The sequence below is a fragment of the Rhizobium sp. WYCCWR10014 genome, from assembly GCF_001657485.1.
GTDB lineage: Bacteria > Pseudomonadota > Alphaproteobacteria > Rhizobiales > Rhizobiaceae > Rhizobium.
In genome coordinates, this window is the sequence record NZ_LXFU01000029.1 from 433,259 (window position 1) to 448,915 (window position 15,657).

16 protein-coding genes and 1 riboswitch are annotated in these 15,657 nt (G+C 61.2%); of the genes, 9 read left to right on the top strand and 7 right to left on the bottom strand.

The genetic code is table 11. The features are described 5' to 3' along the window. The first annotated feature begins 39 nt into the window (after positions 1 to 39). The 8 genes from A6U98_RS10720 to A6U98_RS10755 all read left to right on the top strand — a co-directional run bounded on the left by A6U98_RS10720 (position 40) and on the right by A6U98_RS10755 (position 8,095). Complete coding sequence (locus tag A6U98_RS10720) at positions 40 to 2,256, top strand: primosomal protein N' (protein ID WP_064649754.1); 2,217 nt, start codon at positions 40 to 42, stop codon at positions 2,254 to 2,256. A 79-nt stretch (positions 2,257 to 2,335) separates the two neighbouring features. Then, a complete protein-coding gene (locus tag A6U98_RS10725) occupies positions 2,336 to 2,725 on the top strand; it encodes a hypothetical protein (RefSeq protein WP_012759252.1) in 390 nt (129 codons plus the stop codon). Positions 2,726 to 2,980: 255 nt separating this feature from the next. Beyond that, entirely contained in the window at positions 2,981 to 3,547 is a 567-nt protein-coding gene (locus A6U98_RS10730) for a F0F1 ATP synthase subunit delta (protein ID WP_012759251.1), read from the top strand. Then, positions 3,547 to 5,076, top strand: a complete 1,530-nt coding sequence (gene atpA / locus A6U98_RS10735; RefSeq protein ID WP_003589851.1) for a F0F1 ATP synthase subunit alpha — start codon at positions 3,547 to 3,549, stop codon at positions 5,074 to 5,076. Before A6U98_RS10730 ends, atpA begins: the two co-directional genes overlap by 1 nt. Positions 5,077 to 5,104: 28 nt before the next feature. After that, positions 5,105 to 5,989 carry a F0F1 ATP synthase subunit gamma gene (locus A6U98_RS10740; RefSeq protein WP_025396266.1) on the top strand — a complete coding sequence of 295 codons (885 nt, stop codon included), beginning with the start codon at positions 5,105 to 5,107 and terminating at the stop codon, positions 5,987 to 5,989. Between the two features lie 23 nt (positions 5,990 to 6,012). Further along, the gene (atpD, locus tag A6U98_RS10745; RefSeq protein WP_017966276.1) at positions 6,013 to 7,449 is read left to right on the top strand and encodes a F0F1 ATP synthase subunit beta; all 1,437 of its coding nucleotides are present in this window, start codon (positions 6,013 to 6,015) and stop codon (positions 7,447 to 7,449) included. Beyond that, positions 7,449 to 7,688, top strand: a complete 240-nt coding sequence (locus tag A6U98_RS10750) for a hypothetical protein (RefSeq protein WP_003543462.1) — start codon at positions 7,449 to 7,451, stop codon at positions 7,686 to 7,688. The genes atpD and A6U98_RS10750 overlap by 1 nt, the downstream gene beginning before the upstream one ends. Next, complete coding sequence (locus tag A6U98_RS10755) at positions 7,688 to 8,095, top strand: F0F1 ATP synthase subunit epsilon (protein WP_012759246.1); 408 nt, start codon at positions 7,688 to 7,690, stop codon at positions 8,093 to 8,095. The genes A6U98_RS10750 and A6U98_RS10755 overlap by 1 nt, the downstream gene beginning before the upstream one ends. 278 nt (positions 8,096 to 8,373) lie before the next feature. On the opposite strand, the gene A6U98_RS10760 is transcribed toward A6U98_RS10755, so the two are convergent. The 7 genes from A6U98_RS10760 to A6U98_RS10790 all read right to left on the bottom strand — a co-directional run bounded on the left by A6U98_RS10760 (position 8,374) and on the right by A6U98_RS10790 (position 14,983). Then, a complete protein-coding gene (locus tag A6U98_RS10760) occupies positions 8,374 to 9,111 on the bottom strand; it encodes a sugar transferase (protein ID WP_064649755.1) in 738 nt (245 codons plus the stop codon). Positions 9,112 to 9,278: 167 nt separating this feature from the next. Continuing rightward, positions 9,279 to 10,499: an acyltransferase gene (locus A6U98_RS10765; protein WP_064649756.1), complete on the bottom strand. Its 1,221-nt coding sequence runs from the start codon at positions 10,497 to 10,499 to the stop codon at positions 9,279 to 9,281. A gap of 122 nt (positions 10,500 to 10,621) precedes the next feature. Next, positions 10,622 to 11,632 (bottom strand): ABC transporter substrate-binding protein, encoded by a 1,011-nt coding sequence (locus A6U98_RS10770; RefSeq protein WP_029871002.1) that lies wholly within the window; start codon positions 11,630 to 11,632, stop codon positions 10,622 to 10,624. A gap of 68 nt (positions 11,633 to 11,700) precedes the next feature. Further along, on the bottom strand, positions 11,701 to 12,513 hold the full coding sequence (locus A6U98_RS10775; RefSeq protein ID WP_064649757.1) for an ABC transporter ATP-binding protein: 813 nt from the start codon (positions 12,511 to 12,513) through the stop codon (positions 11,701 to 11,703). Further along, on the bottom strand, positions 12,510 to 13,316 hold the full coding sequence (locus tag A6U98_RS10780; protein ID WP_064649783.1) for an ABC transporter permease: 807 nt from the start codon (positions 13,314 to 13,316) through the stop codon (positions 12,510 to 12,512). Before A6U98_RS10780 ends, A6U98_RS10775 begins: the two co-directional genes overlap by 4 nt. 89 nt (positions 13,317 to 13,405) lie before the next feature. Then, positions 13,406 to 14,038: a YkoF family thiamine/hydroxymethylpyrimidine-binding protein gene (locus tag A6U98_RS10785; protein ID WP_064649758.1), complete on the bottom strand. Its 633-nt coding sequence runs from the start codon at positions 14,036 to 14,038 to the stop codon at positions 13,406 to 13,408. Continuing rightward, positions 14,029 to 14,142, bottom strand: a riboswitch (TPP riboswitch). (Overlaps the previous gene by 10 nt.) Before the next feature lie 244 nt (positions 14,143 to 14,386). Next, positions 14,387 to 14,983: an NAD(P)H-dependent oxidoreductase gene (locus A6U98_RS10790; RefSeq protein WP_064649759.1), complete on the bottom strand. Its 597-nt coding sequence runs from the start codon at positions 14,981 to 14,983 to the stop codon at positions 14,387 to 14,389. Positions 14,984 to 15,066: 83 nt separating this feature from the next. Here A6U98_RS10790 and soxR point away from each other — a divergent pair, with 83 nt between their 5' ends. Continuing rightward, the gene (gene soxR, locus A6U98_RS10795) at positions 15,067 to 15,546 is read left to right on the top strand and encodes a redox-sensitive transcriptional activator SoxR (RefSeq protein WP_064649760.1); all 480 of its coding nucleotides are present in this window, start codon (positions 15,067 to 15,069) and stop codon (positions 15,544 to 15,546) included. Positions 15,547 to 15,657 lie beyond the last annotated feature (111 nt).

Below are 15,657 nucleotides of genomic sequence, written 5' to 3' on the forward strand. Positions count from 1 at the left end.
GGTTCCAATTCCATCGATTTGCGGGCATGGTCTCGCGCGATGAGCACAGATTCGTCCGATCTCTTTGGCGCGCTTTTCGAGGCACCGCCCGCGAACCGAACGGTTCCGGTGCTGGTGCCGATGCCGGCGCCCAAACCCTATTCCTATTCGGTGCCGGATGGCATGGCGGTCGAGCCCGGCTCGGTCGTGCAGGTGCCGCTCGGGCCGCGGCAGGTGATCGGCGTCGTTTGGGACGGCGGCGAGGACGGCGTCGATCCGAAGAAGCTTCGGCCGATCAGCCATGTCTTCGACTGCCCGCCGCTTGCCAGGGAGATGCGGGACTTCATCGATTGGGTGGCGACCTATACGCTCTCGCCGCCCGGCCTCGTCGCGCGCATGGCGCTGCGGGCGCCGAACGCCTTCGAGCCGGAACCGATGGTGGAAGGGTTGAAGCTCGTCGGCGGCGAACCGGAGCGGATGACGCCGGCGCGCGCCCGAGTGCTCGATACGGCCTCCGACGGCTTTTCCTGGACACGCAGCGGCCTTGCCCATGCGGCGGGTGTCTCGACGAGTGTCGTCGACGGGCTGATCACGCTCGGCATTTTTGAGGCAATATTCCTGCCGCCGCCGCCGGTCGTTGCGATGCCGGATCCGGATTTTGCCGCAGCACGTCTCGAAGGGCCGCAGAAGCAGGCGGCCGAAGATATCGTTGCCGACGCCCGCAAGGGCGAATTTTCGGTGTCGCTGATCGACGGGGTGACCGGCTCCGGCAAGACCGAGGTCTATTTCGAGGCGATTGCCGAGACGCTGAAACGTGGCAAGCAGGTGCTGATCCTGCTGCCGGAGATCGCGCTGACGGCCAGTTTCATGGAGCGCTTCCAGGATCGCTTCGGGGCAAAGCCGGCCGAATGGCATTCCGATCTTGCGCCGCGCATGCGCGAGAAGGTCTGGCGCCAGGCGGTGACCGGCGAAGTGCGGGTGGTGGCGGGCGCTCGCTCGGCGCTCTTCCTGCCCTTCGAGGATCTCGGCCTGATCATTGTCGACGAGGAACATGATCCCGCCTACAAGCAAGAGGATCGCGTCTTCTACAATGCTCGCGATATGGCCGTCGTGCGCGGCCGCATCGGCGATTTCCCCGTCATCCTGGTGTCGGCGACGCCGTCGGTCGAAAGCCAGGTCAACGGCCAGAGCGGACGCTACAGCACCGTTCACCTGCCGACGCGTTTCGGCGATGCGGCGATGCCGGACCTGCATCTGGTCGATATGCGCAGGCACGCGCCGGAGCGCGGCGGGTTCCTGTCGCCGGTGCTGATCCGGGCGATCGGCAAGACGGTGGAAAAGCGCGAACAGGCGCTGCTCTTTCTCAACCGGCGCGGTTATGCGCCGCTGACGCTCTGCCGGGTCTGCGGCCACCGGTTCCAATGCCCGCAATGTTCGAGCTGGCTGGTGGAGCATCGTTTCCGCAAGCAGCTGCAATGCCATCAATGCGGCCATGCCGAGCGCACGCCGGAGGCCTGCCCGGAATGCGGCACGCTCGACCATCTCGTCGCCTGCGGGCCAGGCGTCGAGCGCATCGCCGAGGAAGTGGAACGGCATTTCCCGGAGGCGCGGACGATCGTTCTTTCCTCGGATATCATGGGCGGGGTGAAGCGGCTGCGGCTGGAGCTGGAAGCGATCGCCAAGGGCGAGGCCGATATCGTCATCGGCACCCAGCTCGTCGCCAAGGGCCATAATTTTCCGATGATGACGCTGGTCGGCATCGTCGATGCCGATCTCGGCCTTGCCAATGGCGACCCGCGCGCCGCCGAGCGCACCTTCCAGCTTTTGTCTCAGGTGACCGGCCGGGCCGGGCGCACCGGCCTCAAGAGCCATGGGCTGCTGCAGACCTACCAGCCGCAGCATCCTGTCATGCAGGCGATTGTCTCCGGCGATTCGGATGCTTTCTACGAGCGCGAGATCACCGAACGCGAACGCGCCCTATTGCCGCCCTTCGGCAGGCTCGCCTCGATCATCGTTTCTGCCGAAACCCGCCATGATGCTGAAAACCATGCGCGCGGCATGCGCAACGCCGCACCGCAGGTGTCGGGCATCTCGGTGCTCGGCCCGGCCGAAGCGCCGCTCGCGCTGGTGCGCGGCCGCCACCGCTTCCGTCTTTTGGTCCACGGGAGGCGGAACTCGGACATGCAGGGGTTCCTGCGGGCGATGCTGTCGCAATCACCCAAGGAGCGCGGATCGGTGCAGGTGCAGCTGGATATCGATCCGCAGAGTTTTCTCTAAATCAAATGGCGCGCCATTCCCTCCCTTTTCGGCCCATGCCATAAAACACTGATTCATCCGGGTGATTTGGGGCTGACGCATGGAGTTTTACTTTCCGACCGAGCTTGGCGAGCAGCTTGCCTTTTGCTCCGCCGCTTTCACGGCGCTTGCCGGCTTCATCATGATGTTCGCGCCGGGCCACACTTTCCGTCTTCTCGGACTGCAGGCGCAGGAGGGGCGGCCGGAAGGCTTCGGCGAGGGACGCTCGATGGGCGGTTTCTATCTCGGCTTCGGGCTGTCGGCGATCATGCTCGCTCAGGACTGGATCTATATGGCGCTCGGCGCCTCCTTCGCGATGGCTGCCTTTGCCCGCGTCATCTCGATCCTGTCCGATAAGGGGAGTAATCTCGTCAACTATTTACTCCTGGTTGTGCAGATCGCTTTGGCTGCGCTACCGCTGCTCTACGTTTTCGGCTTCACCCAGACGTGACTCTTGCTGCCGGCAGACGGCTTCTTCGGCCTGCTTTCAGGCCATTGCGCGATTTTGCAGACAGAAATTCATGGGAAAGGCGTATTCGGGCATTACGCGTGTTGCGAGTCCGAACATCCTATGTTAGACGGACCCCGAATTTCGGAAGAAGCAAGAGGCTTCTCTTGTGATTTCTGGGGGAAATCAAAACGAATTCAAGATCATAGGTTCGGCGCCCGCCGAGAGCCGGATTTTGGGTTGAAATCAGGGAAATTTGTGCCAGTGGCAGACACGTCCCAGCTTACTTCTGGTGTTGCAGAACGCTATGCCTCGTCGCTTTTCGAACTGGCGCTCGAGCAGGGCGCCGTCGACAGCGTCACCGCCGATCTTGACCATTTCCAGGCGATGCTGGATGAGAGCGCCGATCTGAAGCGCTTCGTCGCAAGCCCGGTTTTTTCCGCTGAAGACCAGCTGAAGGCGATCGTCGCCATCAGCGAGAAGGCCGGCATCAGCGGTTTCTTCGCCAATTTCCTGAAGGTCGTGGCGCGCAACCGCCGCCTGTTCGCCCTGCCGGGCATGATCAAGGCCTTCCGCATCATCGCCGCGAACCATCGCGGTGAAATCTCCGCCGAGGTCACCTCGGCGCATGCGCTTTCGCAAGCGCAGGAAACCGAATTGAAGGTGGCACTCAAGAGCGTTACCGGCAAAGACGTGACGATTGCCGTCACGGTTGATCCGTCAATTCTTGGTGGTCTGATCGTGAAGGTCGGGTCCCGCCAGATTGATACGTCTCTTCGTACCAAACTCTCTACCCTTAAGCTCGCATTGAAAGAGGTTGGCTGATGGATATCCGCGCCGCGGAAATTTCCGCAATTCTCAAAGACCAGATTAAAAATTTCGGCAAAGAGGCAGAAGTCTCGGAAGTCGGCCAGGTTCTCTCCGTCGGTGACGGTATCGCTCGTGTCTATGGTCTGGACAATGTCCAGGCCGGTGAGATGGTCGAGTTCCCGGGCGGCATCCGCGGCATGGCGCTGAACCTCGAATCCGACAATGTCGGCGTCGTCATCTTCGGCTCCGACCGCGACATCAAGGAAGGCGACACCGTCAAGCGGACCGGCGCCATCGTTGACGTTCCTGTTGGTCCGGAACTGCTTGGCCGCGTCGTCGACGCGCTCGGCAATCCGATCGATGGCAAAGGCCCGATCAACGCGACGCGCCGTTCGCGCGTCGACGTCAAGGCTCCCGGCATCATTCCGCGCAAGTCGGTTCATGAGCCGATGTCGACCGGCCTCAAGGCCATCGACGCGCTGATCCCGGTCGGCCGCGGCCAGCGCGAGCTGGTCATCGGTGACCGCCAGACCGGCAAGACCGCGATCCTTCTCGATGCCTTCCTCAACCAGAAGGCCATTCACGACAACGGTCCGGAAGGCGAAAAGCTCTACTGCGTCTACGTTGCCGTCGGCCAGAAGCGTTCGACCGTTGCCCAGTTCGTCAAGGTGCTCGAAGAGCGCGGCGCGCTGAAGTATTCGATCATCGTTGCCGCCACCGCTTCCGATCCGGCACCGATGCAGTTCCTGGCACCGTTTGCCGGTTGCGCCATGGGCGAATATTTCCGTGACAACGGCATGCATGCGCTGATCGGTTACGACGACCTGTCCAAGCAGGCCGTGTCCTACCGCCAGATGTCGCTGCTGCTGCGCCGCCCGCCGGGCCGCGAAGCCTATCCGGGCGACGTTTTCTACCTGCACTCGCGCCTGCTCGAGCGCGCTGCGAAGATGAACGACGATAAGGGCGCCGGTTCGCTGACCGCTCTGCCGGTCATCGAAACGCAGGGCAACGACGTGTCGGCCTTCATTCCGACCAACGTCATCTCGATCACCGACGGCCAGATCTTCCTTGAAACCGACCTGTTCTACCAGGGTATCCGCCCGGCCGTGAACGTCGGTCTGTCGGTTTCCCGCGTCGGCTCGTCGGCACAGATCAAGGCGATGAAGCAGGTTGCCGGCTCGATCAAGGGCGAACTCGCCCAGTATCGCGAAATGGCCGCCTTCGCCCAGTTCGGTTCGGACCTCGACGCTGCGACGCAGCGCCTGCTGAACCGCGGTGCACGCCTGACCGAACTCCTGAAGCAGCCGCAGTTCTCGCCGCTGAAGACGGAAGAGCAGGTCGCCGTGATCTTTGCAGGCGTCAACGGCTATCTCGACAAGCTGCCGGTCGCTTCGGTCGGCAAGTTCGAGCAGGGCTTCCTCTCATATCTGCGTTCGGAAGGCTCCGCCATCCTCGACGCGATCCGCACGGAAAAGGCAATCAGCGACGATACCAAGGGCAAGCTCACCGCTGCTCTCGATAGCTTCGCAAAGTCTTTCTCGTAATCAGGCCCTAAGTTAGGACGGATCACGGATGCCTTCACTTAAGGATCTGAAAAACCGGATCGCCTCCGTCAAGGCGACGCAGAAGATCACCAAGGCGATGAAAATGGTCGCCGCGGCGAAGCTTCGGCGTGCGCAGGAGGCGGCCGAGGCCGCCAGGCCTTATTCGCAGCGCATGGGTGCGGTTCTGGCGAACATCGCCAAAGCCGTCACCGATGCCGACGGTGCACCGACGCTGATGACCGGCACGGGCCAGGACAAGGTCCATCTGCTGGTGGTCTGCACGGCCGAACGTGGTCTTTGCGGTGGTTTCAACTCGCAGATCGCACGCTTTGCACGCGAACATGTCCGCAAGCTGCTTGCCGAAGGCAAGACGGTGAAAATCTTCACCGTCGGCAAGAAGGGTCATGACATCCTTCGCCGCGAATTCGCCTCGCTCATCATCGAGCGCAAGGAATTGCGCGACGTCAAGCGCGTCGGCTTCGAGAATGCGGACCAGATCGGCAAGCGCATTATCGAGATGTATGCTGCCGGCGAGTTCGACGTCTGCACGCTGTTCTATTCCGAGTTCAAGTCGGTGATCAGCCAGATTCCGACGGCGCAGCAGCTCATCCCGGCTTCAACGGGAGCTGTGCAGACCGAAGATGCCGCACATGCAGGCGCCGTCTACGAATACGAGCCGGATCCGGCATCGATCCTCGAAGATCTGATCCCGCGCAACATCTCCGTCCAGATCTTCCGCGCGCTCCTTGAGAACGTCGCAGGCGAGATGGGCGCCAAGATGAGCGCTATGGACAATGCGACGCGTAATGCCGGTGAGATGATCAACAAGCTGACGCTGAGCTACAACCGCCAGCGTCAGGCGCAGATCACCAAGGAACTCATTGAAATCATTTCGGGCGCGGAAGCGCTCTGAGGCTAGGAAAAGAGGGTCAGAAAATGGCTGAGGCAGCTACCCCCAAGATCGGCTCTGTCGGCAGAGTCACCCAGGTTATCGGCGCCGTCGTCGACGTTGCTTTCGAAGGCGAACTGCCGAAGATCCTGAACGCGCTGGAAACCACCAACAACGGCAACCGCCTGGTTCTCGAAGTTGCGCAGCACCTTGGCGAAAACGTCGTCCGTACCATCGCGATGGACTCGAGCGAAGGTCTCGTCCGCGGCCAGGAAGTCGCCGATACCGGCGCTCCGATCATGGTTCCGGTCGGCAACGAGACGCTCGGCCGTATCATGAACGTCATCGGCGAGCCGGTCGACGAAGCCGGTCCGCTGGTCACCGCTCACAAGCGCGCCATCCACCAGGATGCGCCGTCTTATGTCGAGCAGTCGACGGAATCGCAGATCCTCGTCACCGGCATCAAGGTCGTCGATCTTCTGGCTCCCTATGCACGCGGCGGCAAGATCGGCCTCTTCGGCGGCGCCGGCGTCGGCAAGACCGTTCTGATCATGGAACTGATCAACAACGTCGCCAAGGCGCATGGTGGTTACTCGGTTTTCGCAGGCGTCGGTGAACGCACCCGCGAAGGCAACGACCTCTACCACGAAATGATCGAATCGAACGTCAACAAGCATGGCGGCGGCGAAGGCTCGAAGGCGGCACTTGTTTACGGTCAGATGAACGAACCGCCGGGCGCCCGCGCCCGCGTCGCCCTGACCGGCCTGACGGTCGCCGAACACTTCCGCGACCAGGGCCAGGACGTTCTGTTCTTCGTCGACAACATCTTCCGCTTCACGCAGGCAGGTTCCGAAGTGTCGGCTCTGCTCGGCCGCATCCCGTCGGCCGTCGGTTATCAGCCGACGCTCGCGACCGACATGGGCCAGATGCAGGAGCGCATCACCACGACGACGACCGGCTCGATCACCTCGGTTCAGGCCATCTACGTTCCGGCCGACGACTTGACCGACCCGGCGCCGGCGACCTCGTTTGCTCACCTTGACGCAACGACGGTTCTGTCGCGCTCGATCGCTGAAAAGGGCATCTACCCGGCCGTCGATCCGCTCGACTCCACGTCGCGCATGCTCGATCCGATGGTCGTCGGTGAAGAGCATTACGACGTCGCCCGTAAGGTCCAGTCGACGCTGCAGCGCTACAAGGCCCTGCAGGACATCATCGCGATCCTTGGCATGGACGAACTGTCCGAAGAGGACAAGATTGCTGTCGCCCGTGCCCGCAAGATCGAGCGTTTCCTGTCGCAGCCGTTCTTCGTCGCCGAAGTCTTCACCGGCTCGCCGGGCAAGCTGGTTGCTCTCGAAGACACGATCAAGGGCTTCAAGGGCCTGGTCAACGGCGAATACGATCATCTGCCGGAAGCAGCCTTCTACATGGTTGGCTCGATGGAAGAAGCGGTCGAAAAGGCCAAGAAGCTCGCAGCTGCTTAATGAGCGATGCGCTAGACGAGATATTCTGCTGCGACTCCTTGAAAGGGGTCGTGGCGGATCTTCCGGAACCAGCAGCGCCGACCGTCTATCGCGCCGATAATGGCGTGCTGATGATGGTGGTGGGTCTGGTCCAGAGCGAGGAAGGCCTCGGTTATCTCGACCAAGCGATAATGCACTGCCCGTTCTGCGGGACTAAATTGCAAGATGCGAAAGCCATAGCCGAGAAGGTAAGTCACTGATGGCTGACAATTTCAACTTTGAGCTCGTTTCGCCGGAGCGTCTGCTGCTGTCGGAGATGGTGACCGAGGTCGTCATCCCTGCGACTGAAGGCGAGATGACGGTCATGGCAAACCATGCGCCGACGATGACGACGATCAAGCCGGGTGTCGTGAGCGTGCGTTCGGCCTCCGGCAAGAAGCAGGACTACGTGGTATTCGGCGGTTTTGCCGATATCCTGCCGACCGGCTGCACATTGCTCGCCGAATCCGCGGTTCCGGTCGAGGAACTCCACAAGGATGAGCTGACCCGTCGTATCGAGGCCGCCCGCAAGGAACTCGAACATGCCGAGCTGCACGAGCACAAGTCGAAGCTCGAACACTTCATCATGGAACTGACGCACCTGCGCGGCGTCGTTCAACAAGACTGATCGCAATCGACTGCGACGGATGAAAGGCGGCTGCAACAGCCGCCTTTTTTGTGTCTGTTCTGTCTGTCGGGCGATGGCGCATCGGCCCGAAATCGGAAACGCTTTTCGGAAAGCGCTTCACGATCTTTTCAGATTCGCGCCTCGCGCTTTAAGTCTTTGTTTCTACGATATGGTTTTTTTCAAAACCGCTGCACAGTTTTGCGCGACATGATCTAAAGACCGCGCCACCGGTCGCTTGAAATGAAGAAGCGGCCGTAGGCGGCTTTGCCGGGATCGTCTCAGAAGCCGGTGCCGCCGCGCAGCTCGATGACGACCGTCTTGAACAGGATCTTCAGGTCGAGCAGCAGGCTGAAATTCCTGACATAATAGATATCGCAGGCGATGCGGGCGCGAGCTGCCAGCGGCCGTGCCGTCGGGCCGCGCCAGCCGCGCGTCTGCGCAAGGCCGGTGATGCCGGGGCGCATGATGTGGCGGTAGTGGTAGTCCGGCACCAGTTCCTCGTAGAGCTGGCCGGCTGCCCGCATATTGATGGCGTGGCAGCGCGGGCCGACCAATGACATCTCACCCATGAGAACGTTGAAAAGCTGCGGCAGCTCGTCGATATTGGTCTTGCGGAGCACCGAGCCGATGCCTGTCACCCGGCTGTCGCCCTTGACGGTCTGTTGAATGCCGCTGGGATCGCAAGCTTCGGCGCGCATCGACCGGAACTTGAAGACCGTGATCTTCCGGCCGTTCAGCCCCCAGCGGATCTGGCGGAAAAACACCGGACCGCCATCGTCGAGTTTGATGAAAAGAGCGATTGCCAGAAAAAGCGGCGCGAGCGCGATGAGCGCGCTGACTGAGGCGACGATGTCGATCAACCGCTTCACGCCCAGCCGCACAGCCATTTTTCTTTCGACAAGTGAAAAGCTATCCGGCTGGCGAATGTTGGAGTTCGCTATAACCAGGGTCTTGGTTTTGTCCTGACGCTGAGACGGATCGAAGCGTGGATTCGTCTTCGAAGTAAAAGCATTCATTACGCAAGGTCCACAAGTTTAGATGCGATACTGAACAACATGGAGACAAATACATGGTCACGTATCGTTTGTCATCGGTATAAATAGGAATTTAGTAACCCTAAAGATGCCAAAAATGGGAGTATTCGGCGTTAACCTTAACGCCTGTAGTTGCGCTCTAGGGAAATTTATACTTTGAAAGGAGTAGCCCGATTGGATTGGCGAGATGTCAGCCGGTTGCCGAAATCGATCGCCGGTTTTTCCAGCAGGAAGTAGCTGAGGCTCGCGACCAGAAGGATAAGCGCCGCCGCCAATCCGCAAGACAGCAGCCAGCCGGTGACGACATTTTCCGAGGACACGCCGAACGAACCCGGGTCGAGCCTCTGGATCAATATCAGGATGATCTCCTGCCAAATATAGATGCCGAAGGAGATCTTTGCGATATAGCGGACAGGAGCGTTGTCGAGCAACCCGCCCAGGCGTTGCGAATGGCTCAGCAAAACGAGCGCCGTTGCGACCGCCAGTGGAAAGACCGGAAAGCCATAGGGGATTTCGAGCCAGCCGTAACCCTCGGCGGAGCCGCCGGGCGATATGACGAGGCGGTAGGCGGCAACGGCGAGGGCGAGGAGCGCTGTGGCATCGAACCAGGAAGAGCGCCTTCTTGGCAGCATGACCTCGACGCCGGCGGCAAGCGCGCCGAGCGCGAAGACGGCGAAGAAGCCGATCGGGTTATATCTCGGCATCCATTCCTTCGCCCCGCCCTGAAGGCCGTACTGCCAGCCGCGTTCGATGTCGTCGAGCGGAAAGAGGGTCAGGATCAGCACATGGGCGAGGAGTACGCCCGTGATGACGCAAAGCCAGGCGAAACGGGCAAGCAACGGGCGCTGCTTGAGGAACGGCAAACGAAACAGCAGGAGAAAGCAGACGGGCAGGAGCACATAGCTGGTGACCTCGAAGGGAATGGACCAGAGCGGCCCGTCGGCTTCGACAGGAAAGAAGGTGCGCCAATGCCACTGGCTCATGAACAGCAGTCCCGAGACGTAGCGGAGCACAAGTTCAGGCGTCAGCGGCAGGGCAAGCAGCGTCAGGCTGAGGGCGAAGCCGATGGTGGCGGCGAACCAGAAGCCCGGAGCGATGCGCGCCATCCTGCGGATCGTATAATGCCGGAGGCCCGGCATGTCGCTGCCCGTGTCGAGCGCGCGCCAGAACGGATGGGCAAGAAGAAAGCCACTGAGGACGAAGAAGATGGCAACGCCGAAATTGCCGAAGCGGAGGATGTTTGCGGTCGATCCGAGTTCGTCTGGGATTCTGCGCATATCCAGCCGCAGCGCGAAGTGGTGGGCGAGCACCAGCAGACAGGCCGTCGCGCGCAGAAAGTCCGCTCCGGCCAGTCTCTCCTGTTGTCGCATCCTGCCTCCCGCCTTGCCCAGAGGATGATGCCCGAAAAGTGTGAGCGGTTTTCGGACGACATCGTGCTCCGGGTCTGGGACTTTGCAGCGGAAAGCCGCGACGGGCAAGGCAGGCGTTGGTCTCAGTCGAGAAGTTCGTTGGTATAATAGGTGGAAAAGTCCGGCTTCTCCTTGAGTGCGGCGCCATTCGCATCGACGAGAATGCCATTCTCCATCAGGAAGCCGCCGAGGGCCTCGGCCTTTGCCGGGTCGAGCTTACCGATCACACCGGCTTCGGATTTCAGGAAGTGCCCCTCGATCAATGCCTTCTGAGAAGCCTTTACCAGTTCCGTATTCATCAGTGCGCCGTTGCTTCCAGAGATCAGCAGGTCGCAGGCTTCGTCGGGATGGTCGACGGAGTAGGCATAACCCTTTCGTGTCGCCTGGATGAAGGCGCGGGCGTGTTCCCGACTTGCCGAGAGATAGGCGTCGCTGGAGACGATGACCGTCGTCTGCTCGTCGGGAATGCCGTAATCGGAATAGTGGAAGCGGCCGATTTTCCGGTTTTCCAGTTCGGCGGCGATGCCTTCCCAGGTGTAGATCTCCAGCGTGAAATCGATCGAGCCATTGTCCAGCGCCTCGTAAGCGGAGGTGCCGAGGGTGACGGTCTTGACGTCGCCCTTGCCGCCATCATTGCGGATCATCGCGGAGATCAGCGCACTCTCCCAGGTGCCGCCAAAGCCGCCATAGGTCTTGCCGTCGAGGTCTTTCGGGCTCTTGATGTCGTCGCGTCCGCCCTTGAAGATCAGCCGTGCGGTTTCCGTCTGGACGACGCCGTAGACCATCTTCACGTCACCGCCGCCAGCGCGTTGCGTGAGGGTCTCGATCTCGCTGCTGATGCCGAAATCGGCAACGCCGTTCGACACCAGCGTTCCGGCGCTGGTATCGGTGAAGGGAAGAATCTCGACATCGAGCCCAGCATCGGCATAAAAGCCCTTCGCCTTGGCGACATAGATGCCGATATGGTTGGTGTTGGGCGTCCAGTCGAGCGCGATGCGAACCTTTGCGGGCGCCGATTGGGCGAAGGCGGAGCGACCGGCGAGGCTTGCCGCGATGGCGGCGAAGATCGTCTGGCGACGGGTGAGAAGCAGCATGGTGACCTCCTCAGGTCTCTGGAGCATGATGCCGAAAAGCGTGAGCGATTTTCGGGCGACATCATGCTCTAACTCTTTAAATCAGAACAGGATTCAGGTTTGAGGCCGACCGGCCTAAAATCATCCTGTTCTAGCGGATGAAGCAGGGTTTGCAGGATTTCGGTTTCGATCGCCTGGGCCGCCGGCGAGCCGAGATCGGCAATGCTTCTCGGACGGGGCAGGAGAACGCGGAATTCGCGGATGATACGCGCCGGACGGGCCGAAAGCACGTAGATCCGGTCGGAGAGGAACACGGCCTCGCGAACATCATGGGTGATCAGCAGCGCCGTCCAGCGGTGTTCGGTCCACATGCCCTGCAGCCATTCCTGGATCTGCGTGCGCGTCAGCGCGTCCAGCGCGCCGAAAGGCTCGTCGAGCAGCAGCATGTCCTGGGTCTGGACGACGGTGCGCAGCAGCGCGGCGCGCTGGCGCATGCCGCCTGACAGTTCGGAGGGATAGTGATGCTCGAAGCCTGCGAGGCCAAAGCGCTCGAACAGAGGCGCGACGGCGGCACGTGCCGCGCGGCGGCTCATGCCGCGCACCTCCAGGCCGAGTGCCGCATTGTCGATGATCCGGCGCCAGGGCATCAGCGCATCGCGTTGCGGCATGAATGCGAAGGAATGCGGCGCCTCTTCCAGCGGCGCGCCCTTGAAGAGCATGGTGCCGGAATCGGGCCGAAGCGCCTGTGTCAGCAATCTCAGTACCGTCGATTTTCCGGAGCCGGACGGGCCGACGATCGAAACGAACTCGCCGCTTTCGACAGCCAGCGAAATATCGTCCAGCACCTTCATGCCGTCGAAGGACTTCGAGATGTTGCGCAGTTCAACCATTGCATCGCTCATCGGCGCTGCTCCCCGGATTGTTGCCAGGGCATGACGAGGCGCTGGATCATCAGCGTCAGCCCGAAGAGGCAGAGTGTCAGCACGGCGCTGACGACGACGGCGGCGAGCACAAGATCGGGGCGGAAGTTGTTCTTGGCGTTGAGGATATAGATGCCGAGGCCGCGGGCGGCACCGGCATACTCGGCAAAGATCGCGCCGACGACGGCATAGGTGATCGAGATCCGCAGGCCGGCGAAGAAATAGGGAAGCGAGGAGGGAAGCCGTGCCAGACGGAAAATGCGCCAGCGGCTCGCCTTCATCGAATTCAGCAATTCGGCGATGTCGCGGTCGGTCGATTCATAGCCCTGCAGCAAGGCGACGAGCAGCGGGAAGAAGGTGACGAGCGCCACCAGCAGGATCTTCGGCAACAGGCCGAAGCCGAACCAGAGCACGACGAGGGGAGCGATCGCCACCAGCGGCAGGGTCTGGCTGGCGATGAAGATCGGCAGCAATGCCCGGCGCATGAAGGGCACAAAATCCATGAGGATCGATGCGGCGAAGGCGAAGGCCAGCGACAGGGCGAAACCTCCGAGTGTCGCGCCGAGCGTCGGCCAGGTGTTTGATATCAGCGCCTCGCGGTTCAGCCAGCCCTGGACGACGATACGCGACGGCGCCGGCAGGATGGACGGCTTGATGCCGGAGAGATCGACATAGAGTTCCCATGCCGCCAAGAAGGCGCAGCCGGCGAACAAGGCGGGTATGCCCCGGTAGAGAGCGGCGCGGAGCGCGGCAAGGCGCGAATCCGATCGTTGTGGCAGTGTCATCAGCGTTCGTTTCAGGCTTTCGTCGGGCACTGCATAATTCCTTAAATCGGAATCGATTTAAGGATAAAATGATGCAGCAATTTAAAGTGTTACAGCGTCCTTTGCGCGTCTGAAAAGACGCGCGGCGCTGTATTGGCGGACACCGTGATGTCGAGGGTCACATGTCCCACAGGGTCGCCGAAGCGATAGAAGGCCTCACGAATGGTAGCAAAGACGGCGCCAGCGTCTCCAGAGAGCCTGGTGCAGAAATTCTTGGCGCGGTCGAAGGTGCCGGAGCGCTTCAGGAAGTCGATGCAGCCATAGATCTCGTCCATATGGGTACCGGTTCCCATTACGTAGAGCGAGAATTGCGCAGCGGTCGGCTGTCCGGTCTCGGCGGTGGTTTCAACGGCGGCAAGCGCGGCTGTTACACGCTCGGCAAGCGGCTCCGCCTGACCGCGCAAAGGGTTGACGCCGCAGATGGCGTCGTCGGGCTCGCCGGGGCAGCCGCGTGAAATGGCAGCGGACAGCACGCAATGCTCGCCGGTCTTTGCGGCGGCGACGAAAAGATCGCGCATGGCGGCGAAGAGAATGTCAGGCGGGCCGACCAGCAGTGTGGAGATGTCATCGGTCTCGATGCGCAGCCGGTCGCGATAGGGGTCGAGCGCCGTGACGGCATCGAGAATGATGCCGACGAAATTGTCGGACATCGGATAGAGTGACACTTGTGCGCCTGAGAACATCTGAACCTCGCTCCGCTGGCATTACCCAGATCAGCTTTGAAGGGTCCAGAGGTTTGCACCTCACATCTCAGCCCCGGCAATACGGAGCTCCCCTGTTATTTGCGCGGAAACTATCACCGGGGTTTTCTCCCCGCAACCGCAAAATTGCGAACCCGTCGGTGCGGTCGGAAAGAAGCGGATGTGGCGGAAAACACCCGGGCGGAGGATCTGCCCGGGTGTTCCCAATGGTTCCGTACCTGCCGGGAACGGAACCGGAGCTTTCTGGCTCAGGCGGCTAGTGCATAACCCCGAAAATCGGAATCGATTTTCGGAAAGGATTATGCGCCGATTCAAAGTGATAGAGCGTCTTTAGCGCGTCTGAAAAGACGCGCGGCGCTCTATTTCGGCATAGGGACGATCGCTGCGGGCGGTGACGAGCGCCTGCGTCCACCATTCCAGCCTCGCCATCATCCGATCGAGCAAACGTATTGCGTCGGCGGGATCGTCGAGCCTTCCCTGCGTGTCGAAGCGGTTCCAAGGTGCGGCAAAGCTCACCGAATCGCGGATGGTGACGGCGTGGAGTTCGGCAAAGACCAGCCGCAGCTGTTCGACGGCGCGCAGGCCGCCGGATATGCCGCCATAGGAAACGAAGGCGACCGGCTTGCCCTGCCAGGGCTCGAAGAAGATATCGATGATCGACTTCAACGGTGCGGTGAAGCTGTGATTGTATTCCGGCGTGACGATGATGAAGGCGTCGGCCATGCCAAGCCGTCCGGCGAGCCTGTCGATTTCGGGGTGCGCCATGTCACGATTGGCCGGCAGCGCGAAATCCAATGGGTCGGTGATGTCGATATCAAATTGCGCGAAGCGGAGTAGTTCCTGCCTCAGCCATTTGACCACCCGGTCGCAGATGCGGCCCTCTCTCGTGCTCCCGTAGATGACAGCCAGTCTGGTGGGTGTTTTCATGCGTCGCTCCATGTTGCGATTGGACTTTACGATTGCAGGAGCAAGGGTTATAAAACCTCAACTAATATTGAGGTCAAGAGGCGATGGATACAATTCCGGCAGCGCCGCTCGGCAAGCTCCTGACAGTCGGCGAAGTGGCGGAGCGCAGCGGCCTAGCCGTCTCGGCGCTGCATTTTTACGAGACCAAGGGGCTGATCTCGAGCATTCGCTCCCGCGGCAACCAACGGCGCTATGGGCGCGATGTGCTTCGCCGGCTCGGCATCATCAAGGTGGCGCAACGTGTCGGCATTCCGCTCTCGGAAATCCAAGCCGCGTTCGAGTCCCTGCCGCAGGGACGTACGCCGACCGTCGCCGATTGGCAGACGCTGTCGGCGCTGTGGAAGGATGATCTCGACGCGCGAATCAGGCGGCTTAGCCTGCTGCGCGACCGTCTGACCGGCTGCATTGGCTGCGGCTGCCTGTCGATCGAAAGCTGTCCGTTGCGCAATCCCTGCGACCGGCTCGGCAAGGAAGGGCCGGGTGCGCGCCTTCTCGAGGCCGAAGGCGTCTTCCTTGGAAGGTGACGTCTTCCCGGGGAGAGACCAGTCTGTCCCGGAAAGATCGATGCGCGCCTTCCTTTCAGTCGGCACGCTCATATGTTAAGGGCGAATGACGCAACCGGCGGCAGTGTCCGC